The sequence below is a fragment of the Pseudoclavibacter caeni genome (assembly GCF_008831125.1).
GTDB lineage: Bacteria > Actinomycetota > Actinomycetes > Actinomycetales > Microbacteriaceae > Pseudoclavibacter_A > Pseudoclavibacter_A caeni.
The window spans coordinates 58,764-79,693 of the sequence record NZ_WBKA01000007.1; the positions used below are offsets into that span (position 1 = coordinate 58,764).

Annotated in this window: 15 protein-coding genes and 1 pseudogene; 7 read left to right on the forward strand and 9 right to left on the reverse strand. The window is 66.1% G+C overall.

Going from position 1 to position 20,930, the window contains the following annotated elements; genetic code table 11:
- Positions 1-21: 21 nt before the first annotated feature.
- Both F8O02_RS08255 and F8O02_RS08260 read left to right on the forward strand, forming a co-directional pair.
- On the forward strand, positions 22-285 hold the full coding sequence (locus F8O02_RS08255) for a type II toxin-antitoxin system Phd/YefM family antitoxin (RefSeq protein WP_158036768.1): 264 nt from the start codon (positions 22-24) through the stop codon (positions 283-285).
- Entirely contained in the window at positions 282-542 is a 261-nt protein-coding gene (locus tag F8O02_RS08260) for a type II toxin-antitoxin system RelE family toxin (protein WP_158036769.1), read from the forward strand. The genes F8O02_RS08255 and F8O02_RS08260 overlap by 4 nt, the downstream gene beginning before the upstream one ends.
- 12 nt (positions 543-554) lie before the next feature.
- Here the strand turns inward: F8O02_RS08260 and F8O02_RS08265 are convergent, their stop codons facing one another.
- The 6 genes from F8O02_RS08265 to F8O02_RS08290 form a co-directional block, all read right to left on the reverse strand.
- Complete coding sequence (locus F8O02_RS08265; RefSeq protein WP_158036770.1) at positions 555-1,910, reverse strand: Wadjet anti-phage system protein JetD domain-containing protein; 1,356 nt, start codon at positions 1,908-1,910, stop codon at positions 555-557.
- On the reverse strand, positions 1,894-5,280 hold the full coding sequence (locus tag F8O02_RS08270; protein WP_158036771.1) for an ATP-binding protein: 3,387 nt from the start codon (positions 5,278-5,280) through the stop codon (positions 1,894-1,896). Before F8O02_RS08270 ends, F8O02_RS08265 begins: the two co-directional genes overlap by 17 nt.
- Entirely contained in the window at positions 5,280-5,993 is a 714-nt protein-coding gene (locus F8O02_RS08275) for a DUF4194 domain-containing protein (RefSeq protein ID WP_158036772.1), read from the reverse strand. Before F8O02_RS08275 ends, F8O02_RS08270 begins: the two co-directional genes overlap by 1 nt.
- On the reverse strand, positions 5,990-7,438 hold the full coding sequence (locus F8O02_RS08280; protein ID WP_158036773.1) for a DUF3375 domain-containing protein: 1,449 nt from the start codon (positions 7,436-7,438) through the stop codon (positions 5,990-5,992). Before F8O02_RS08280 ends, F8O02_RS08275 begins: the two co-directional genes overlap by 4 nt.
- A 246-nt stretch (positions 7,439-7,684) precedes the next feature.
- Positions 7,685-8,839 (reverse strand): thermonuclease family protein, encoded by a 1,155-nt coding sequence (locus F8O02_RS08285; protein WP_158036774.1) that lies wholly within the window; start codon positions 8,837-8,839, stop codon positions 7,685-7,687.
- 729 nt (positions 8,840-9,568) lie between these two features.
- The gene (locus F8O02_RS08290; protein WP_158036775.1) at positions 9,569-10,522 is read right to left on the reverse strand and encodes a GIY-YIG nuclease family protein; all 954 of its coding nucleotides are present in this window, start codon (positions 10,520-10,522) and stop codon (positions 9,569-9,571) included.
- Here F8O02_RS08290 and F8O02_RS08295 point away from each other — a divergent pair.
- Complete coding sequence (locus tag F8O02_RS08295) at positions 10,508-10,750, forward strand: hypothetical protein (protein ID WP_158036776.1); 243 nt, start codon at positions 10,508-10,510, stop codon at positions 10,748-10,750. The two genes, F8O02_RS08290 and F8O02_RS08295, sit on opposite strands and share 15 nt — an antisense overlap.
- A 127-nt stretch (positions 10,751-10,877) precedes the next feature.
- Here F8O02_RS08295 and F8O02_RS09270 read toward each other — a convergent pair whose 3' ends face one another.
- Entirely contained in the window at positions 10,878-12,143 is a 1,266-nt protein-coding gene (locus tag F8O02_RS09270) for a DUF6880 family protein (protein ID WP_218859550.1), read from the reverse strand.
- On the opposite strand from F8O02_RS09270, the gene F8O02_RS08305 reads away from it, so the two are divergent.
- On the forward strand, positions 12,142-12,429 hold the full coding sequence (locus tag F8O02_RS08305) for a helix-turn-helix domain-containing protein (RefSeq protein ID WP_158036777.1): 288 nt from the start codon (positions 12,142-12,144) through the stop codon (positions 12,427-12,429). The genes F8O02_RS09270 and F8O02_RS08305 overlap by 2 nt on opposite strands.
- A gap of 215 nt (positions 12,430-12,644) precedes the next feature.
- On the opposite strand, the gene F8O02_RS08310 is transcribed toward F8O02_RS08305, so the two are convergent.
- Both F8O02_RS08310 and F8O02_RS08315 read right to left on the reverse strand, forming a co-directional pair.
- Positions 12,645-13,907, reverse strand: coding sequence for an ATP-binding protein (locus F8O02_RS08310; RefSeq protein WP_158036778.1), 1,263 nt, complete (start codon positions 13,905-13,907; stop codon positions 12,645-12,647).
- A 145-nt stretch (positions 13,908-14,052) separates the two neighbouring features.
- Positions 14,053-15,069, reverse strand: a complete 1,017-nt coding sequence (locus tag F8O02_RS08315) for an HNH endonuclease (RefSeq protein ID WP_158036779.1) — start codon at positions 15,067-15,069, stop codon at positions 14,053-14,055.
- Positions 15,070-15,239: 170 nt separating this feature from the next.
- Between F8O02_RS08315 and F8O02_RS09395 the strand changes: the two are divergent.
- The 3 genes and pseudogenes from F8O02_RS09395 to F8O02_RS08325 form a co-directional block, all read left to right on the forward strand.
- Positions 15,240-16,415: pseudogene (locus F8O02_RS09395) on the forward strand (DEAD/DEAH box helicase); the annotation flags it as partial.
- A 504-nt stretch (positions 16,416-16,919) separates the two neighbouring features.
- A complete protein-coding gene (locus tag F8O02_RS09400; protein WP_455430524.1) occupies positions 16,920-17,738 on the forward strand; it encodes a sigma-70 family RNA polymerase sigma factor in 819 nt (272 codons plus the stop codon).
- Positions 17,739-17,833: 95 nt separating this feature from the next.
- A complete protein-coding gene (locus F8O02_RS08325; RefSeq protein ID WP_225734238.1) occupies positions 17,834-20,929 on the forward strand; it encodes a helicase-related protein in 3,096 nt (1,031 codons plus the stop codon).
- Position 20,930: the final 1 nt, after the last annotated feature.

Genomic DNA, 20,930 nt, shown 5'->3' on the forward strand with positions numbered 1-20,930 from the left:
CATAAGTGCTATAATCGCCGCATGGAGACAGTGACCAGCCAGATGTCCACGCGCGAGCTGCGCAGCCGTCTCTCCGACGTGATCGGTCGTGCGATGTACGGCGGAGAACGCATCGGTGTGACGCGTAACGGTCGACTCGCCGCAGTGGTTCTGAGCATCGACGATCTCGAAGCACTCGAGGCCTTCGAGATGGCGCAGGACACTGCGGCCTACCGGCAGGCGAAGGCCGAGGATGACGGCCGTCGCATCTCTCTCGACGAACTCAGGGCAGACCTGACTCAGTGAGATACCGCGTTGACTTCACCACTGCCGCGGCACGAGAGCTGAAGAAACTGCCGCAGCAGGCGCGCAGCCGCCTCCTCTCGGCCATCGCGCAGCTGGCGACAGACCCTCGACCTCATGGTGCGCGCAAACTGGCCGGTGAGCAGACGGCCTGGCGCATCCGTGTCGGAGACCATCGGGTGATCTACGACGTGTTTGACGCACATCTGGCCGTCACGGTCGTGAGAGTGGGGCATCGTCGAGAGGTCTACCGTCGCTGAACCCAGCAACGGTCACAGAGTCTGCGGAGCAGAAGCCTTCAGTACTGCACTGGAGGCATCCACGGTCTCGTCGACCGCCGCGCGCAGCGCCTCCAGTGCGAAGTTCCAGGGGATGCGCTCCTGCTCCAGGCGCACTGAGCCCTCGTCGCGCAATACGTGAAGCGCCTGCCGCTCGGCCTCAGTCAGATGCTCGAGTGTCGCGGTGGATGGCGCAGGTTCTGGCACCCACAGGTCACGATGGGCGAGCAGCGTGTCGACGTCCATCAGCACGCTTCGAGCATGTGGCAGGTGGGCGCGCAGTCGATTCAGGATGGCCAGCCCATGCGAGTCGAGATCGCCCCAGTACACGATCGGCGTCTGATGCAGCCAGGGGAGCTGTTCGAGCAGATCGACGGCATAGCCGCCGCCGTGCACGGCCACGGCGCCGGGCCAGTCGGGCATGGCGAGCACGCTCTCGAGGTTCTCGAACACGAAGGCCACGCTCGGATGCAGCGGCAGCCGGGCGAGTTCGGCGGGCGGCGCGGCGAGATCATGCGGCATCATCGAGAACGCCAGACCATCCACTGTGCCTGTGCCTGTGCCTGAGGCGTCTGCATGCAGCACCGCGTCATCGAGCACGCGCAGCCGGATGCGCGGGTCGGCGTCGACGATGGGCAGCGGCCCGGGGTGGGCGACCTCGACCAGCTTCGCCACCGTGCCGCGGTGACGCCCGAACCACTTGGTGTCGACCCCGCGCACCGGCAGCTGTCGTGGGCGCAGCGCCTCGCTCGGATGCTCGAGCAGCCACGCGACCACGTCGCGCAGCCTGCCGAAGTCGTCGTCGCCCAGAGCGAGCACGCTTGAGCCGACTCGCCGCAGCGCGGCGGTCACGGAGTCGTCGCCGGCACCTGGCCGGGGCTGGTCGACCTCGGGCTGGTCATTGTGTCGCCGCTCGTGACCAGGTGGGAGGGCCTGCGCCGGGGCAGAGGCCGTACTGCTGAAACCATCGAGCAGACCACGCAGCGCACTGTCGCGCTCGACGAGCACCTTGAGACTGCGCTGCAGTGAGTCGCCGGCAAATGCACCGATGACGGCCCGCCCGTTCAGATCGAGCGCGGTGGGGATGCGCTGCGCGCCGAGCCGGTGCCAGTTGCGAATCGCCCAGTGCAGCACGATGCCGTCGGGCAGCTGCTCGGCGAATCGCGCCCATTCCCGCGCCCAAGCTGCGGCACCGGCTTCATCGGTGCGGGCCTGGGCCTCGGTCGGCGGTTGCAGTGCGATGTGCACGGTGAGTGCGGCGGCCTCGATCGGCGTCAGCGCAGCCCAGGCGTGCAGGTTGTGCTTCAGCCGCTCGCGCACGAGGCCCCGGGCGTCACTCAGGCTGCGCATCGTGCTCCCAAGCCAGCTCGCTGAAGACGGTCTGCTGTCGGGTGGGGTTGGCCAGCACGGTCGCACCGCCGATGTAGGGCTCGATCGTGGTCACCAGTTTGTTCGGCGTGGCCAGTACCATGTGGAATCCGAAGGTCTGGAACACATCGAGCGCCATGCGCGTGTAGCTGCTGTCGGCCTTGTCGAAGGCCTCGTCGAGCACGACTGTGCCGTAGCTCGGCAGCTCGCCGGCGGTGCCGGAGAGCTGGTAGCGCAACGCTGCGGCCAGGGCGAAGATGGCGAGCTTCTGCTGCTGACCGCCCGACATCGCCCCGCCAGAGTCATAGGTGGCCTGCACCTGGCCGGCATCGTCGATTTCCTCGGCCAGAAAGGTCACGTGCTGCCTGGTGTCGAGGCATTGTGTGCGCCAGATGCGATCGACATGCTCGCTGGATGCGAACCGGCGGATCAGCCCGGCAAGCTTTGCGAAGCGGTGCTCGGCGAGTTCCATCGTGTCGTCGACCCAGGACTGACCGAGTACCTCGTCGAGATCGGTGAGGAAGTCTGCAGCCGCCTGGGTGCGACGGGGTTTCACCCGGATGCGCAGGTGACGGCCGCGGTCGAACTCGGAATGTGCCAGAGCCTCGTTGACTGGATCGACGCGCAGGCGGATCTCTTCGGGTGCGCTGCGGATCTCATCGCGCAGAAAGCCCATCAGCTCGGTGGAGCGTCGGTGCAGCAACTCGAGGAAGTCGCGCTCATGCTCGGGCAGGCCTCGGGCGATGATGTCATCGAGGCGGGTCAGGTACCCCGCGCGGTCTTCGACGGTGGCGGTGAGATCGACGGCGGCATCGGGCCAGCGCTGCCGGAACTCTGATTCGAGCGCCACGATGCGCTCGGCGGCTCTGGCCGCGGTGCGCCGCTCGGTGTCGATCTCGGTGCGCACCTGTCGGGCGATCTGCGCACCGGTGTCGGCCACTTGGTCGGCGTCGAGTCGTCGCTGACGCTCGTGGAAGCGCCGGTCGAGCTCGGTCATGGTGGAGTCGTCGGGAGCTCCACCGTCTGCGTCGGCCTCCGCCTCTGCTGAAGCTGAGGCCTGGCTGAGGCGCGCGATGCGCTGATCGACACCGTCGAGGTCGTGCTGCGTAGTGGAGAGATCGGCCAGGGCTGCGGCGTGGTCGGCGCGCAGCCGGTCACGGTCGTGCTCGGCCGCGCCGAGACGCTGCACGGCCTCGGAGAGCTCCGAGTCGGGACGCACCAGCTCGTCGAACTGCCGCTGCAGCTGTGCGACAACGTTTTCGGCCGAGGCCAGATCATGGTCGTCGAAGCGCACCTCGCGCAATGTCGAGAGCGTGCCGGCTCGTCGAGCCCGGTGCTCGTTCGCCTGCTGCACGGCCTCTCGGGCCTGCTCGGCGACCCGCCGACGCTCGAACAGCTCGGCGGCGCGCTCGAGCAGCAGATCGAGTTTGCGACGACGGTCGCCGAGCACCCACTGCAGCCGGTCATCCACACGCACACGGTCGTTTTTCTCGTAGCGCCCGTGGCCGCTGTACTGCTGGCCGTTGATCGTCACCGCGCGAGGATGCTCGCCCAGCTCGGCGGGGGAGTCGACGCAGGTGAAGTCGTAGGCGTCGCCCAATCGCCAGCGCAGCCATTGGGAGAACGCGCCATCGGTGACGCGCACCCGAGCCACCAGCGATCGTTCGTCGCCGGTCGGCTTCGGCACGGGCGGGTTCGGGGGCACCGCTTGGTAGACCAGCCGCGTGCCCAGATGATGCCCGTCGACCCAGGCGCGCACCTGCGCGAGGTGCTCGGCGCGCACCAGCAGCGTCAGCGACAGCGGCCGCAGCACGCGTTCGATCGCGCCGGTCCAAGCGGTGTGCTCTTGGCGCACCTCGATCAGCTCTGCGGCGAAGGGCAGCGCCCGCGTGGTGATCGAGAGGTGCTCGGCGAGCAGTCGACGCACCTGCAGCAGTGACTCGGGCATGGTGCTCTGCTCGCGCTCGAGCACCTGAATCTGGCGCTGCACCTGCTCGTGTTCGTGGATCGCTTTGGATGCCGCGTCGTAGACGTCGTAGCTGCGGTCGGGTCTGTCGTCGGCGACTTTGCGGGCATCGAGCTCGGCGAGTTCACGAGCGATCGTCTCGCGCAGCTCGGCGAACTCCTCGGCGGTCGCCGGCACTGTCGTGATGCCGACCTCGCCGAGCTGACGCTGCAGCAGCTGCCGTCGCTGCTCGACCTGCTTCACCTGAAGCTGAGCCTCATCGATGCGGTGCTGCAGCTGGCGCAGATCGCCGTCACCGAGCTCTGCGGCTCGCTGCGTCATCGCGGCGACCAGCTCGTCTGCCGCGGAGACGCTCGCCTGGAGTGCGGCGGTCTCACCGTTCAGTCGTGCGATCTCGGGCAGCAGGGTCTGGCGCCTGGCCTCGAGCAGATCGAGCTGCAGCCGACGCTGATATGTCGGCAGGGCGCGCTCGAGGGCGGTGAGCCGATGGATGCTCGCCTCGGCCGTGTCATAGGCCTCGGCCTGCTCACGCAGCAGCACGAGATGGTCGCGCTGCAGGCGCAGCTGCACCACGGCCTGATAGCTCGCATCGAGCTCGGTGAACTGCCTGACCGCCTCGTCGGCTCGGTCGAAGGTGCCGGGGCGCTCGAGCATGTAGTCGCGGAACAACTGGTCGAGGCTGTCGAGGTTCTTGGCCGACTGCGTGCGGTGCAGCAGGCGCAGAGCGTTCTCCTGCTCGATACCGAGCAGCGTGCGCAACCTGGCGAAGTACTCGCCCGGCTTGTAGGCGTCGAGCCCCGGCGCGAGCCGCTTCATGGCGCGTAGATCGAGATTCTGCTCGGCGGCCAGGGCGATCTCGTGCAGATCGAGGGCATCACGACGGATCAGGTACTGCTGCTTGAGATCACCGGATGCCGTGCCGGTGCCGGTCACGAAGAACAGCCGCGCCAGCGTGAGCGACGCACCGCGCCCGTCGTCGAAGCGCAGGGCGATGCCGCTCCACGTGGTGCCCGGGCGCAGATACGCGGAGACGATGCGGTCATGCGTGTCGTCGGTGGTGCGCGACCAGGCGCCGCGCACATAGCTGATCAGCGAGCGCTGGTCGCCTCGGTCACGACTGCCCTGGGCGGCGAGGTTGAAGCGCAGCGAGGTCACCGGGGTGAGCACCGTGGCGATGCCGTCGAGCAACGACGACTTGCCCGACCCGGACGGGCCGGTGAACAGATGGCCACGGCGGGCCACGGGCAGGGTGCTGAAACCCTGGAACGTGCCCCAGTTGACCAGCTGCACCTCAGCCAGACGCCACTGACCGAGGGTCGCGGCAACCGGGTCTTCTGCGGCGTCTACGACGGTGGGGTCGCTGAACAGCGGAATGTCGGCGCTCATCAGGCCTCCACAGTGTCTGCGTCTGCGTCTCCGTCTGCGTCGGTGTCGGCTTCGGCAAGGCCTCCGGCGTGGGCGAGCTCGCGGTACTGCTCGGTGAGCGCGCGAACCCGGTCGTCGTCGACCAGATAGCGGATCACCGGCGAGATCTCGGCGCGGCCCTCGCCCACGTCGTGCAGTACGCGCAGGCGATTGAGCATGCGCCCCCATGAGGCGTTCGTGCGTGATCGCCAGACGCGCTCGTCGGTGTCGCCTCGATACACCTCGAGCTGCTCGAACACCTCGTCGGCATCGACGATGACTCGTCGCTCGCTGCTGGTCAGCAGCAGCTGGCGCAGCACCAGCACCATGAGCGTGTCGATGAGGTTCAGGCGAGTGCTGCGCAGCACCGTGGGCACCTCGAGCTCATCAGATCGCACCTGGCGCACGAAGGCCACTTCTGCGTCATGGTCGATGACCAGCTCGACGAACAGATCGCTCAGCCTCGAGCGTATGGCGCGCTCGTCGGCCAGCAGCGCGAGCCACTGGTTGCGGCGATTGGCCGCCGACAGGTAGGGGCCGGCCAGAAGGGTCACCAGTGCGCGGCGCGAGTCGGGTGCCAGCGTGCCCGTATCACCCGGCCAGAGACCGGACGGGGTCGCCGTATTCTCGGCGCCCTCGGCCAGCGCCTCGGCAGGGCGCGCATCGGCCGGGCCCTGTAGAGTCTCGTCGCTCATCGCACCCTCTCATGGAATTCGTGCCGCACGACGGTCGCCGTGCGCTCGAGACCATCTTGCCCTGACCATCCGACATGTTCGCTCGCCGAACGATCGACGGCGCCCTGCCCCACGGCCAGCGTCAGCAGCCCGACCACGCTGGCCAGCCCCTGCGTGGCGGGATGCCGCGCCAGCACCGCTCCGACCGACACCGGGCCGACCGCGTCGGCGAGAGTGTCGTTGACATCGGCGATGAGCTCGGCGAAGTCGATCTCAGACTCGCGAACGAGAGCCCGCAGTTCGGCCAGATCGAGTGCGGCGGCGCTGTTCTCGGTCAGCGGGGTCGAGGCCACGGCCGCACTCGGGTCATGTACGCGCGGCTGGCTGATGCTCGAGAAGGTCATGCCGGTCAGAGACAGCTCGCCCATGGCGTGCAGCGGTGACACGGCTCGCAGCGCCGGCACCGCCTCGGCGAGGGCGTTTCGCAGCAGGATGCGCATCTCGCGTTCGCGCTGGAATTCCTGCGACTGCACGAAGCGGCGCAGCCCCCGGGCGAAATCGGTCAGGGCACGGTGCACGTCGCGACTGGACGTCTTGAGCTGCCGCAGCAGGCCGGAGAGCTCGCGCCGGCTGGAGCGGTCGAGACGTTCGGCGAACTCGCGCGAGAGCACCTGGGCGACGTCATCTGAGAAGGCCTCGGAGCGCTCCGGGTCGAGTACGAGTGCAGCGAACGCCTGGAATGTGCGACCCTCGTCGCTGTCGGCGATGAGGTTGACCCCATGGAAGATGTCGTCGAGCACACTGCGCTGCGCATCGTCGGAGTCGAGAATGCGGGCGCGCAGGTCGTGGCCCAGCTGCTCGAACCGGTCGCGCACCCTGGCGAAATCGGTCGGCAGCGCCTGCGCCTGCTGCAGAATGTCGTTGACGCGCTCGCGGGCGCGCTCCGGGGCGAGGGTGGGCTCTTCGCCGTGGCGGATGCGGCGGATGCGCTCGTCGAGCTCATCGCGCTGGCGCTCGAGGGTCTCGATGCGCCGGGAGGTGTCGGGGTCGGTCTCGACGGCGAGGCCATGCAGCTGCGCAGCGAGGCTGACCAGACGGGATTCGGTGACCGTGGTGCGGGGGTCTTGCAGCTCGCCCAGATAGCGCAGAGCGCCGAGGGCCGCCGGGGTGAGCTCGTAGGTCTCGCCGCGGGCGGCCTCGGCCGGGCGCCGGCGCAGCAGACCGGCCTGCCGCCACTCGGTGCAGTAGAACTTGCCGGTTTGCGAGAGGTCGAAGTGCTCGCGCAGGCGATCGAGGTCGGCATCGATGAGCTCGTGCAGGTCTTCGACGGGCAGACGGGTGGTCGAGGTGAGATGCTCGGCGAGCACCGCGGCGGCCACCGGCAGCGAGGTCATGCGCAGCATGCGCAGAGCGGCATGCTCGTCGACCAGCCGGCGCAGCTCGAGGGCGCGGGCGACTGCAGACATCGGAGCCCCCTCTCGATCGGCGTCGCCCGGCAACGCAGCGGCTGCCTGCTGCGCAAGCCGCATGTGCCGTGTGCAGTGCTGGTGTGCACGCCAAGTCTACGGGCCGGCACTGACACTGCGGGCTCGGGCAGCGCGCGCTCCGGCAGGATGACCAGTGCGGGCGACCTTCTCGGCCAACGGCGGTTGCGGGCTACCGCCGGGCGCCCAGCAGAACTGTCACGGGCGCCCCGAGCTGCAGCCACTCGGTCAGATCGGCTGCTTCGTGGTGCAGTCGATGTAGATGAACGACTTGCCGCCCGGTGCATACCTGCGGCAGGGCGCCGCTGTGCTCGGCCGGTCTCCATCGGACTGCGACTGGGACGATGATTCGCCGTTTGATCCGTTTGATCCGTTTGATCCGTTTGATCCGTTTGATCCGTTTGATCCGCTTGACCCGTTGGACCCGTTGGACCCGCTGGAGCCGCGTTGCGACTGCTGCGCCTGACGCGCCTGTTCGGCCTGGCGCTCCGCCTCGGCAGCTGCGGCTGCATCCGCGGCAGCCTGAGCTGCCTCGGCCTCGGCCTGCAGCTGTGCCCGTCGGGTGACGACCTGCGCCTGCTGCGACTGCAGCCCCGCAATGTGGCGCTCGACGCTCTCCCGCATCGAGTTGATGCGCGTCGAATCATGAAAGTACAGCGGGAACTCGTCACGGCTGCTGTCGAGCAGCTTGACCAGTGCCGCAGCCCGGGCGATCGCCTCGTCGATGCCGGCGGCCTGTGCATCCATTGTGGCGACGGTGTCAGTCGAGGCTGCGGTGAAGCTCGTGTCGGTCGCGGTCAGGCTCGTCACCTGTGACTCCAACGAGCAGCTCAGCGAAGGCGAGTACATGCCGACCTTGCGTGCGATGGCCTCTTTATTCGCCTGGTCCACCTCCTCGAAGTGCTCGACGTTCTCATCGACGCTCATGCTCGCGCCGAGACCGAGCCGCGCGATCTCGGCGTTGATGAGCACGCCATCCTTGTACGCCGCGGCGAGGTCTCTGCCGTAGCCATCCTGCTTCGTGACGTCGTAGTCGAGCTCGACGCTCGTCCCGGCGGGCAGCGTCTGTGCGAGCCAGTCGCTGGCCTCTTTGCCGCCGCATTCGACAGGCTTGTTGGGATCGACGGTCTCGGGAGTGTCGATGTTGAGCAGACGGATGCGTTTGGTCACGCCCTCGTCGAGCACCTCGATGGTGTCGCCGTCGATCACGCGGGTGACCTCGACCGAGCGCAGCGCGGTCGCCTGCGTGCGCGCGTGCCACACCAGCATGGATGCGATCAGGGTCACCGCGGCCGCCACCGCAGCCGAGACGAGCAGCAGACGTGTGCCGCTCAATGAGCGGGCCCAGGCGATCAGTCGCCCGGGGATGTTCGTGACGCCCATGCATTCCCCTCCGCTGTGCTGTGGACATCGAGAGTGTAGCTGTTCTGTTCCTCCCTTGTGTGAATGCTGTCAGGCGATTGGTGCGTTGAGCTGGTGGTGGGCCTGATTTCACTCCGGTGAGCAGAATCCACCGATTCGTGGACACGTATGGTGAAATCCGGTACAGGCTGTTGAACTCTCGCGGGGCTGGCTGTCGCCTGGCGCAGTCGGCCTTCGTCAGCGGGTGCTTGGGTGCCGTTGTCGGGGCCGTGCTGTGGGGGTGAAGAATCGGCGGAATGTGCGGCAGGGGTGAGAACTGTTCACCCCTGCCGCACTTTTTCACCCCGACGGAACGGCGGGCCCCGTGCATGTGTGAGGCACGTAAGACTTGAGCGGGCAGGAGACGAGGTGGCGTCGGGCGGGGTGACGCATGATTTCACCCGCGTGTGCCTGATTTCACCGATTCGGCGCCGCGACGGGTGAGATCGTGCGCGCTTGGTTGAGATCCCACTCAGAAAATGAACACCCGCACCTACACCACGAAAGATAAAGTCATCGTGTCGCCACGAATCCGGCATGACCGCGGAGAATCAGACAGCATCAGCCACATGCTGTCGTGATCTCGACGGTGATGCTGCGTTCTCCGCTGCACTGACGGTGGCGATGTGAACACGAGCGCCGCCCCCCGTCAGCGCCCGACGCCTGATTCGCGCGCTCGACACGGGCGCCGATGCGCAGAGGCGGTGAGCTTCACCCAGCGCACACCCCGATGCGATCGAACACGTGCCCGGCGAGCACGGCGTTGTGCGAGCGCCGGAACATGCTCACACTGCGCCGCATCAGCCGCACGTTGAGGGCGTAGCAGCCCTCGAGCAGCTCGGGGATCTCGAGCGCCTGCACGATGTTGTGCCAGTCTTCGATGGTGATCGCCACGGCATCCGGCTCGGCGCGGTAGTCCCCGACGGATGCTTCCCACGGTGCGTCAGCGGCGTCGAGCGCTGCGGCGATCGCATCGAAGCCCTCTTGCGTGGTGAGCAGATTCACGCTCGCGGCGATGATCGCCTCTCCGTCGATAACGACCTCGCGAAGGTAGAGCGTCTCCATCTGGCCGCAGTTCAGGGTGAACAACCGGTGCGCACCGGACCGGCGACCGGTGCCGGGCAGGGCTGTCAGCGTCCATAATTGGCCCGCCGTGCTGATCGGCGCCGGGATCGTCTGATCGACATAGCGAGCGAGCACCTCGAGCAGCGCGGGCCAGTCTGGCCGGGCCTGCAGCTGCCAGGCGCGCTGCCTGCGGCTGTTGGCCTCGTCGGCGACGGTGACGCGGCGCTCGCGCTCCCACGGCAGCGTGGCGGAGATCTCGTCGTCGAACGAGACGGTGAGATCGGATGCGCCACCCGGCAGATCGGTGAGCATCACGTTGCGCAACCGGTGGTGGCGCTCCTGCTCGTGGATGGTGGCCCGCTCGGCCTCGTCGAGATCGCCCGGAGCGCATGGGGCGAAGCTGAGCGCCACGACGTCGCCGTGGTGCCGGCGGTGCGCGGCGTATCGCGCGACGATGTCGACGGTCTGCCCCACGTATCGGGCGTCGTCGGCGAACTCGAGGATGTAGACGCCGGTGCGCGGAGCATCCCTCGTCGCGAACAACGGGCTCGCCGACCCCTGCTCGCTCATGTCGAATCGTGTGAAGTGCAGTGCCTGCATTTCGCGTTCCCTCCCCTGAAGTCTGGCTCGGATCGGCCGTGCGGCAAGGCGACGGCCACCCACCGACATGGTTGTGCGGGGGGATGCGAGGGCCGCGGCCTGCAGCATCCCACCGCCGAGGCGGCCGCCGCGCAGCCCCCGACCGTAGACGGGATTCGCGAGTACCGCATCGTCATCGAGCAGCTCGCGCGCGCGAACCGCCTGGTGCTGGGCGGCGTGTCGACGTGATCTCGGAACGTGCGCACGGCGATACCGGCGAGATCCGCTACATCCTGCTGTGTCAGGCCCAGCGCCCTGCGCTCAGCTCAGCCCAGCTCAGCTCAGCTCAGCCCAGCCCAGCTCAGCCCAGCTCAGCTCAGCCCAGCCGGGCTCGATCCAGCGCGGCGATGAGACTCGGCCTCCTGCGGTAGCGCTCGCGGAGTTCGCCGATGGCGCCGTTCACGAGGGCGAGCGCTTCATCCCCGGCCGCTGCCGCGGACCTCTTGATGGCGGCAAGTTCGCGTGCCGCCGGTCGATACCTGCGTGTGTTGGCCTCCACAAGCGAGCCTTCGACGAGGCGCAGCTGCACGCTGATCGCGGCGATGGGGTCGATCGCCAGATACGCCGCAGCGAGATCGGCCCAGAGCCGGTCGTCCTCGATTTCCAGCCGGGTTGCGGTCTCCCAGGCGAGGCGGGGGTCGGCCATGGTCTCGAGCTGGAACCGGATCAGCTCAGCGGGCCGGCTCAGCAAGGTCTCCTGTACATCTGGGATGAGCCCGGCGCCCGACGTCTCGATCACCCGGGCGCCGGCCCCGGCGCTCGGCCAGCGCCCGAACACCACACGCACAGCGTCGGGAAGGTCTTGGGGCCGGTGCTGTTCGAGGAGACGCTGCCATCGCCTTGCGGCTTGCTGTGACTGGTGCCCGTGTTCGAACAGTGTCGCCTGTTCGCTCCAGTCGATGGCCAAGTCGATCTCGCCGATCTCCTCGAAGGCCGCGGCGACATCCTCGTACCAGGCCGCGACACGGCCGTCGCGCAGATGGGTGTGGATGATGGCCTCGAAGTCGCGATCGAGCACCGCGAAGCGCTTGTCGAACCATCTGACCAAAAACTCGCGGTGGTCATAGTGCGCGAGCCGATCATCCGGATCGTGGGGTGGAATCTCACCCCGGAGCGCATCGACTCGGGCTCGCAGTCGATCCAGGCCCTTCGGCCCGAGTGCCGGCGCGTAGGCGACCGGGTCGAGCTCGAAATAGTCGACCTGGTCGTCGAAGTGGAAGTCGAAGATCCAGTCGGCGAGTTTCGTCGGTGACACTGTGGCCTGTGCGGCGGCTTGGGCGTGCAGATCGATCAGCTGGCGGCAGGCGTCACCGATGATGCCGGCGGAGTCGTCGGCGCGGGCGATCACCCGGATGGCGCTGGCCAGTGCCTTGTGCGCCACCTTATAGGTCTCATCCGGTGTCGGCTCCACGACGCCGTATATGTTCAGCGATTGCGGATGCCGGATGGCCTGTTCGAGCAGCGCTGCACCGTCCAGCATCTGAACCCCGTGCTCGTTGGCGACGGAGTAGCGCCACAGGTCGCGACTGCGCGAACGGATGAGGGGCAGCACGGCATCGCCGAGGGGCAGAAGGTCGCTCATGACTACAGAGTACTGGGGCTGGGCGCGGCGAGCAGATGGGGTGGGTGAAGATGAGGGCCTCACCCAGACACAGCTCGCTGAACGCCTGGCGTTCTCACGTGACTATCTGGCCGATCTCGAGGCGGCCAGGCTGACGCTGTACACGACGCGACTGTTCCGCACCCTGCATGAGCTCGGCATCCGGCTCACGCTGGAGTACGAGGATGAGACGCAAGCTGCCGACACTGCCGACACCGCCGAAACCGTAGCAGCAGGCACGGAGCTCGAGGCTGATTCCAATGCCTGAGCTCGAGCTCTTCCTGCATGACCAGCATGTGGGCATCGTGCGCCCAGTGAGTCGCGATCGATCGCGGGTGATGCTCGACATCGACCGGGGCTATCGGCAGCAGGCGCATGCACTCGCGAGAAATGGGGCGGCGGGGGGCGCGCGTGTACGCACGCGGTGACGGTTGGCTGCGCTTTGGCTTCCCGGCGGGGCGGATGCTCCACTCACCCGACTGCTTACTGCTGGGATTCCCACAGTGCGCTGATCGGCACGGCCAGCTTTTTCGGCCCGAACGAGAGCGTGCGTTGCCCGGTGTAGAAGACGATGCCGGTGACGAGGTCGTCCCCGGTGCGCTGTGCGAGGTGATCGATGCCGCGGAAATCCTCAGCGCGCACGGTGGCGGCTGCCTTGACCTCGATGGCGATGACTCTTCCACGGCGGTCTTCGAGCACGATGTCGACCTCGACCTGATCTTTGGTGCGGTAGTGGAAGATCTCGGCGCGTGTGCGAGACCAGGTCAGCTGTCGGGCGATCTCGCTGGTGACGAAGCCCTCGAGCAGCGCCCCAAGCGGGCTGTCAAGGCGCTGCAACGATGTCTCATCCTGACTGAGCTGGTCGGCGGCGATGCCGGAGTCGACAAAGAAGAGCTTCGGCGTGCGCACGGCACGGGCACTGAGGTTCCGGGTCCAAGCTGGCACCCGCTTGACCAGGAAGACCTGTTCCAGAAGCGCGAGGTAGCTCTCGACGGTCGGGCGCGAGATGCCGAGGTCACCTGCCAGGGTGCCGGGCACAGCCAGCCCACCGCTGCGTGCGGCGAGCAGACGAATCAGTCGACGCATCTGAGGCCCGTGCTCGATGGCGCTGACCTGAATGACATCTCGATTGACCAGGTCGCCCACATAGTTCTCGAAGAATCGTTCTCGACGTCTGCCGCTGCGGGCGACGGCCTCGGGAAAGCCTCCTCTGACAATGCGGGCGATGTAATCGTCGCGGGTGAGATCGCTCTCGTGCCGGTAGTCGGGGCCGGCGTCGAAGACGGCATCGACGAACCCGTCAGGGGTGCCGTCGATCTCGCCCTGCGACAGCGGCCAGAGCTCGATGGTCTCGATGCGTCCGGGCAGGGCGTCGGGCACGCTGCGCAGCGACAGCACATGTGCCGATCCGGTGAGTAGAAAACGGCCGGGGCGTGGATCGGCGTCCACAGTCTCTTTGATGGCCAGCAGCAGATCGGGCTCGCGCTGTATCTCGTCGATGACCAAGAGTCCGGGATGGCTGACGAAAGTGACGGGATCAGCCTTGGCAGCCTGTCTCATCGCCGCATTGTCCAGGCTGCGCCACTCTCGGTCGGAGGGTGTCACCTGAGCGACGACGGTGCTCTTCCCCGATTGGCGAGCCCCGACGACCAGGACGACACGGGTGTCAGTCAGCGCCTCCGCGATCAAGGCTTCGGCGTGCCGGTCGAGGATGCGCCCAAGAGGGGAGCGCGGGGTGGAGAACATGGTGCAATGATCTCATGTATTTGCGCTTGGCCGCCAGTCGTATTTTCACTTGGCCGCTGCTTCCATTTGCCTTTGGCCGCTACCTACATCTTCATCTGGTCGCTACACGTATCTGCATCTGGCCGATCAGTGCCACGAAGCGCGACTACGGGATGATCTTGTGCACTCCACCCCACACATGCTCCCGGTGCCATTGCAGGTACGCGCCGCCGGGCGATGCGGCGGGGGAGGGCACGAGGAGGCGATCGAGCATCCCTGCAGCGCCGAAGTTGTGTGCCACGCGTTCGTCGGCGGCCGCGGCGTCGCGCAGGTGCGGTGCCCGCACGATGGTGAGGTCGTCAGCGACGGTGACCAGCCCTTGGTCGAAGGCCACGTCGTGGGTGGGGCAGGCGGCGATGCCGTTGTGCGCGTCGAGGCGCTCGCGGCCGGTCGCGTCGCGCCATGGCTTCACGTGGCTGGCGATCAGCAGGTGTCGGCTGTTCGGGATGGCGTCGGCGCGCAACCCGCAGAAGGCGCAGGTGCGCTGGTAGTTGCGCAGCACATCCTTGGCGAAGCGCTGCTGGCCGATGCGCTGCCCGGCGACGGCGAGGCGCTCGGTCTCGGCGGTTGGGATGTCGGGCGCCTTCTGCTGCCAGGCGTCGATCTCGATCTGCACGGCCTGTTCCATTTGCCAGTCGGGAATCAGATCGATCTCGAAGAACGCGCCGATGTCGGCGGGGGAATCATGCGGCACCAGCTCGAGGAAGTCGGGCAGCTGCACGGCGCTGATGCCCGCGGCGCGTGAGGCGAGCAGCAGTCGCTGGTAGATCGCGAGGTATGCCGGCACGTCGCGGGTCAGTTCGAGTGCGACGATCACGTCGTTCTTGGCGCCGTTCGGGCTTGATCCGTCGAGATTCGACATTTTGCGGATGATGCTTCCGGGCGAGCGTCGGAACAGTCGCGCCAGCTGCGGCACCGGCTCGGGTGCCCTGGTGATGTTCGCGCCGCCGTAGCCGTGCCCGTTGACGCGGAAGCTCGCTCCGAAGCACAGCAGCGTCTCGACCGGGAAGAACGCCTCCTGCCTGCTGCCGGGTGATGCGGGCCTGCGCGCGAGGATGCGCTCGAACTGCGCCCGCGCATCCGCCTGCGTCAGGTGCAGGTAGGAGTCGAGCGGGTAGGGCATGGTGCCAGGATATCGCCGCCGAACACATGCTTGGGCACGAATCACTCAGTGGCGCGAATCACTCAGCGGCACTGACTCATTCAGCAACACTGTGCCGAGTCGGCAGTGTCAGAGCCTCCTGATAGCCTCCCCGTGAACCTCTGCATGCGGCAGGGGAACAAGGGGAGGGCATGAGAGATCAGGTCTATCGCTGGCAGTCCGAGGCATTTGCGGCCTGGGTTGAGCATGGGCATCGAGGCGTCGTCGAGGCCGTCACCGGCGCGGGCAAGACGCGCCTCGGCGTGCTTGCGGTGAAGGCTGCGCTGAGCGCAGGCATCAACGTGGTGATCATGGTTCCCACGATCGAGCTGCTCGACCAGTGGATGGCCACATTGCGCGCCGCTCTGCCACAGCAGCGCATCGGTCGCCTGGGAGGCGGAGGCCATGACGATCTGTACGGTCATGATCTGATCGTTGGCACGGTGCACAGCGTCGCGCGCGCGTTCATGAGTGAGGGCATCGAGTTGCTCAGCTCGTCTCGGCAGGGGCTTCTTGTCGCCGACGAATGTCATCGATACGCAGCCGATCAGTTCTCGGCGGCGCTCAGTGAGAACTTCGATTGGAGGCTTGGGCTCACCGCCACGTATGAACGCACCGATGAGCTCGACCAGAGCGTACTCGACCCATTCTTCGGCGGCGTGGTCTTCAGGCTCTGGTACGACAGAGCCCTCGACGACGGGGTGATCGCACCGTTCGACGTCGCTCTGGTGGGTGTGCCGCTCGATCCGGCTCGCAGGGCGACGTACGACGATTACAGCCATCGCCTCCGTGAGGCCAGGCGCGGGCTGCAGTGGAATCTGCCACAGCGCATGCTTACCGCCGATGGTGACCTGGCCGTGCCGTTTCCGGTGTTCCTCCGGATGGTGACCATCTGGGCTGCTGCTGATGACGGCAGTGCGCGAAGTCGGCTGGCGGCGACGCTGCTGAACCTGATCGGTGCCCGTCGTCGCCTGCTGGCAGATGCGCCGGCCAAGATTCTCGCGCTTGATGACCTGCTGCCGGCGATCCGAGCCGCTCATGGCGCCTTGGTCTTCGCGCAGACTCAGGATGCGGCCAACGCTGCCACCGACCGCTTGCGCAGCGCCGGGGTCGAGGCGGCCGCCACCCACAGCGGTCTGACCAGAGAAGATCGGCATCTGCGGCTCGACAGGTTCCGCTCGCGGGAGATTGACGTGCTGGCGGCGCCGAGGGTGCTCGACGAAGGCGTCGACGTGCCCGATGCCGACCTGGGCCTCATCATCGCGGCAAATCACAGCCGCCGTCAGATGGTGCAGCGACTCGGGCGCATCATCCGTCGCAAGACCCCGCCACGAGCCGGGCGGCTGGTCTACCTCTACGCGATCGACACTGTCGAAGACCCCAATGTGGCAGGGGATGAGCATCTTTCATCCATTCTGCGGTACGCGCGTCGGGTGGGCTGGTTCGATTCATCGCGTGATCCAGAGCTGCTGCGATTTCTGCTCGCCGAGCAGGCTGTGCCGGCGCGTGAGCCAGAGCAGGTGCCCGAGCCGGAGTTCGTGGGGCTCAACCTGCCCGACGACAGCGGCCAAGGGCCTGAAAATCGACGCCCGGGCATCCATGTGTGCGCTGATGCGCTGCACGATCATCTGCTCAGAATCGGCCGCTATGAGCTGCTCACAGCCGAGCAGGAGCGAGCACTCGGCCGCTGCCAGACGCAAGGCGAGCTCGCGCAGGAGGCGCTGCGGCAGGAGCGGTATGCGACGCGTCGGCAGCGCAGGGCGTTCGAACGTCAGGGGCAGCAGGCGCGACGTGCACGTGAACGGTTCATTCTGTCGAACCTGCGTCTGGTCGTGAGTGTCGCCAAACGTTATGCCTGGCAGGGCAGAGCGGGTGCCGACGTTCTCGATCTGGTGCAGGAGGGCACCATCGGACTCATCCGTGCGGTGCAGAAATTCGACGAGGAGAGAGGGAACAAGTTCTCGACCTACGCCACATGGTGGATCCGCCAGACGATCACGCGTGCGCTTGCTGATCAGGCTCGCACCATTCGGCTTCCCGTGCATGTTGTCGAGACACTGAACTCGGCACGCCTCGAGGCGAAGCGCATGATCTTCGAGTCCCCGGAGCTCCTCTATCAGCGTGGAGGGCGTCAGCGGCTGCTGGCCATGGTCGCGCAGTCGGTTGAGGAAGACGTCGACAAGCTTGAGCTGTTCATGCTCAGAGCTGAGCCGCCGCAGTCGCTGGACGCATTCCGGTGGGTGGTCGAAAGCGGGCGCATAGCCCCCGGCACACTTGCCGACTCCGTCATTGACGACGCGGCGCCGGGCATCGACGACCAACTCTGTGCGTGGGAAGACACCGCAATGCTCAATCAGCTGCTTTCCCTCCTGCCGCAGCGCGATCGTCTGATCCTGAGGGCGCGCTTCGGCCTGCTCACTGGGGAGGAGGAGACATTGGATGCTGTGGCGACCCGCGTGGGCGTGACACGTGAGCGTGTGCGCCAGATCGTCAACAAGTCACTGGTGCTGCTGCGAGAGCATGCGGAGGCAGACGGTGGAGGTCATCCAGCCTCACCGATAGCTCACGCGTTCGTCAGGCGCAGGGCACGCGCGGATGCCGACGTCGTGATGCGTCAGCGGTATCGGCGCCTGCACGCGGTGAGTGACTGAGTCGAACTTCAGTGCAGGTATTCGGCGCTGTGGTGCATAAACAAGACCGCCTAGAATACACAGGTGCCCCCCTGTGTGAGGAAGGATCACGCCCGATGGTGTCAACGTTGCCAGTCTCTTCAACGATGTCTCAAGTATCGACGCCTTCTGCAGAGAGTGTACGGACGACCGATCGCACCTCGATGATCGTGCCGGGCAGTACTGTCATCGTGCGTGATGAACAATGGCTGGTCACGAGTACGGCCCAAACTGAAGACGGCCTGCGCGTCGATGTCCAGGGGCTGAGCGAGCTGGTGCGCGACACAACAGCCTCGTTCTACGCCGCTCTCGACGAGATCACACCGTTCAACCCACGCGACGCTCGCCTGCGCGCCGACGATTCTCCGAAGTACCGTCAGTCACGCGTATGGCTCGAAGCGATGATGCGTCAGATACCGGTTCCTCTCGAACAAGATACCCTGACCGTGAGCAGTGAGATGCTGCTCGACCCGCTTGAGTACCAGTACGAGGCTGTTGAAAGAGCGCTGAGCCCTGAGAATCTGCGACCTCGCATTCTGCTGGCGGATGCCGTGGGGCTTGGCAAAACCGCTGAGATCGGCATGATCTTGAGTGAACTTGTGCGGCGAGGCAGGGGCGACCGCATCCTTATCGTCACGCCGAAGCATGTGCTGGAGCAGACCCAGCAAGAAATGTGGGTGCGCTTCGCACTGCCATTTGTGCGTCTTGATTCGGTCGGCATCCAACGCGTCCGTCAGGAGCTGCCGGCAAGCCGGAACCCGTTCGCCTACTATCACCGCGTGATCGTCTCGATAGACACTCTGAAGAGCGACCGGTACCTGAGCGCCCTGCAGCGCCAGCAGTGGGATGCAGTGGTGATCGATGAAGCCCACGGGCTGTCCAACTCCGCCACGCAGAACAACCGGCTGGCGCGTACGCTGTCTCGGCGCACGGATGCATTGATTCTGGCTTCGGCGACACCTCACAACGGCGATCCGCAATCTTTCGCGGAGCTCGTCCGACTGCTCGATCCGTCTGCGGTGCCGGCCGATGGCATCATCGATGCGAAAGACTCTCGACAGTTGGCTGATTTGCGGCGACTCGTCGTTCGTCGCCATCGCAATACACCGTCAGTTGCCAAGGTAGTTGGAACAGAGTGGGCCCCGCGGGCTGCTCCAGTCAATCTGACGGTGGCGACTTCTCCCGAAGAAGAAGCTGTCGCCCGTGAGTTGCAAGATATCTGGCTTTTCCCGGAGTCGGGACGAACCCCGTACTCCGGTCAGAATGGTTCGCTGTTCGGGTGGGTCCTTGCGAAAGCCTATCTGTCGTCGCCTGCGGCGCTGGCTGAAACCATCACGCAGCGGCGAAACCGGCTCGTCGTGCACAATGATGCGCCCTGGCCGGCTTCGAGTACCAGCAGAGTGGATGCGTCAGCCTTGCTCAGATGCGAGGCTCCAGCCGAGCGGGAGGCGCCATTCGCCGGCCCTCAAACCGAGATCCGTGCCCTCGACGAACTCGCTCGCTTGAACGACGCCGCTTTGAGCGGTGCTTCCGGCAAGTTGCTCCAGCTCACCGAGTACCTGAAGGAAATCGGCATTGGGCCGAGGTCAAAGACCCGCGTGGTGGTCTTCGCCGAACGTGTAGCGACGCTGAAATGGTTGAAGCAACAGCTCCCAGCTCTCATGAACATGCCAGATAAAGCGTTCGAGGTCATGCATGGCGGCTTGACCGATGAAGAGCAGCAGTCGATCGTCGACCGGTTCAAGCGCAGCCAGACCGATCTGCGTGTGCTGATCACGGGTGATGTCGCGAGTGAAGGCGTGAACCTGCACGCGCAGTGCCACGACCTCGTTCACTTCGACATCCCGTGGAGTCTGATCCGCATTGAACAGCGCAACGGTCGCATCGATCGGTACGGGCAGAAGCATTCGCCACGCATCGCGACCCTGTTGCTCACCCCGCGCTGTGATCGTTTCAGCGGTGACCTTCGCGTGCTGACCACTGTGGTCGAGAAAGAACACCAGGCCCATGAAGCTCTGGGAGACACCGCCTCGTTGCTCGGCAAGCACAGCGTCAAGGGCGAGGAAGAAGCGATCCGCGACGCCTTGATGAAGGAGCGCGATCTGCGCTTCAGCGCGGCTGGCCAAGCCCTTGAGGCTGCGGAGAAGGGAGATCTCTCCGCAGCGCAGGCAGCGACGGCCGACGTGACTGATTCCTGGGAGGCACTGCTGCTCAGCCAGCTGGAGGCTCCCGAGACGGCCATGTCCAACAACACGAATCAGGCACAGACTGATGGCGGTACGGGGCTGTTCAGATCCCCATCGGAGTACCTGAACACTGCGTTGCAGGCCGGCTATGCTCACCCGGAAGAACGACCTGGTGACCGCGGTCAAGGTGGTGGCGTCGGGCTGCAGCTGCCAGAAGAAGATGTCGTCGAGCTGGTTCCGCCTCCCGAGCTTCGGCAACGCCTCAGCGTGCTGCCGCAGAGCTATATCAAGGATCGAAAGATAAACGACGGCCTGCTGCTGGTTACGAGCAAGAAACTGGGCGAAGATCTCTACGCTCGTGCCCGAAACTCCGATTCACTGTGGCCGACCGGGCACTATCTTGGCCCATTGCACCCGGTGCTTGACTGGGCTGGCGATCGGCTGCTCTCAAGGTTCGATCGAAATGAGATTCCTGTCATGCGCAGTGACGTGGAGATGCCTGTGGTGGCCGTCGTCGGCACGTTGAGCAACGTTCGGGGGCAGGTCATCTCTCGTGTGCTCGCCACAGTGCACTTCACTGATCCGGGCGCTGAGCAGCCGTTGTTCACCACGATGCACGAGAGCTTCAATGAACTGGTCGAGACCCTGAGTATCGCCTCGACGACCAACCTGATCAACCCAGGCCCGGTTCCTGACGGAGATCTCAGAGCACTGCAGCACTTGATCCCGGCATCGGTGGATGCGGTGCTCCAGCAGATGGAACCGCTGGCTGACGGAATGCGCGAGCGTGCACGGCAGCGAGTCCAGATGTGGCGCAACCGCACCGCGGACTGGGCGGTACGCGCGGGGGAGATCGTTCAGCGTGGGTCGCTGCTGGAACATCGTGACCTGGTCGACGACGAGAAGCGGCTGGCCGAGATGATGAAGCCGCAGCAGAATGCGATGGTACGCCCGTTGATTCTGGTTGTGCCAAAAGAGGGGAACTGAC

What these genes read in the sequence shown, in the direction of transcription:
- F8O02_RS08255 (WP_158036768.1), top strand. Translation starts at nt 22, where the DNA reads ATGGAGACAGTGACCAGCCAGATGTCCACGCGCGAGCTGCGCAGCCGT.
- F8O02_RS08265 (WP_158036770.1), bottom strand. Translation starts at nt 1,910, where the DNA reads ATGCGCAGCCTGAGTGACGCCCGGGGCCTCGTGCGCGAGCGGCTGAAG.
- F8O02_RS08270 (WP_158036771.1), bottom strand. Translation starts at nt 5,280, where the DNA reads ATGAGCGCCGACATTCCGCTGTTCAGCGACCCCACCGTCGTAGACGCC.
- F8O02_RS08275 (WP_158036772.1), bottom strand. Translation starts at nt 5,993, where the DNA reads ATGAGCGACGAGACTCTACAGGGCCCGGCCGATGCGCGCCCTGCCGAG.
- F8O02_RS08280 (WP_158036773.1), bottom strand. Translation starts at nt 7,438, where the DNA reads ATGTCTGCAGTCGCCCGCGCCCTCGAGCTGCGCCGGCTGGTCGACGAG.
- F8O02_RS08285 (WP_158036774.1), bottom strand. Translation starts at nt 8,839, where the DNA reads ATGGGCGTCACGAACATCCCCGGGCGACTGATCGCCTGGGCCCGCTCA.
- F8O02_RS08290 (WP_158036775.1), bottom strand. Translation starts at nt 10,522, where the DNA reads ATGCAGGCACTGCACTTCACACGATTCGACATGAGCGAGCAGGGGTCG.
- F8O02_RS08305 (WP_158036777.1), top strand. Translation starts at nt 12,142, where the DNA reads ATGACTACAGAGTACTGGGGCTGGGCGCGGCGAGCAGATGGGGTGGGT.
- F8O02_RS09270 (WP_218859550.1), bottom strand. Translation starts at nt 12,143, where the DNA reads ATGAGCGACCTTCTGCCCCTCGGCGATGCCGTGCTGCCCCTCATCCGT.
- F8O02_RS08310 (WP_158036778.1), bottom strand. Translation starts at nt 13,907, where the DNA reads ATGTTCTCCACCCCGCGCTCCCCTCTTGGGCGCATCCTCGACCGGCAC.
- F8O02_RS08315 (WP_158036779.1), bottom strand. Translation starts at nt 15,069, where the DNA reads ATGCCCTACCCGCTCGACTCCTACCTGCACCTGACGCAGGCGGATGCG.
- F8O02_RS08325 (WP_225734238.1), top strand. Translation starts at nt 17,834, where the DNA reads ATGGTGTCAACGTTGCCAGTCTCTTCAACGATGTCTCAAGTATCGACG.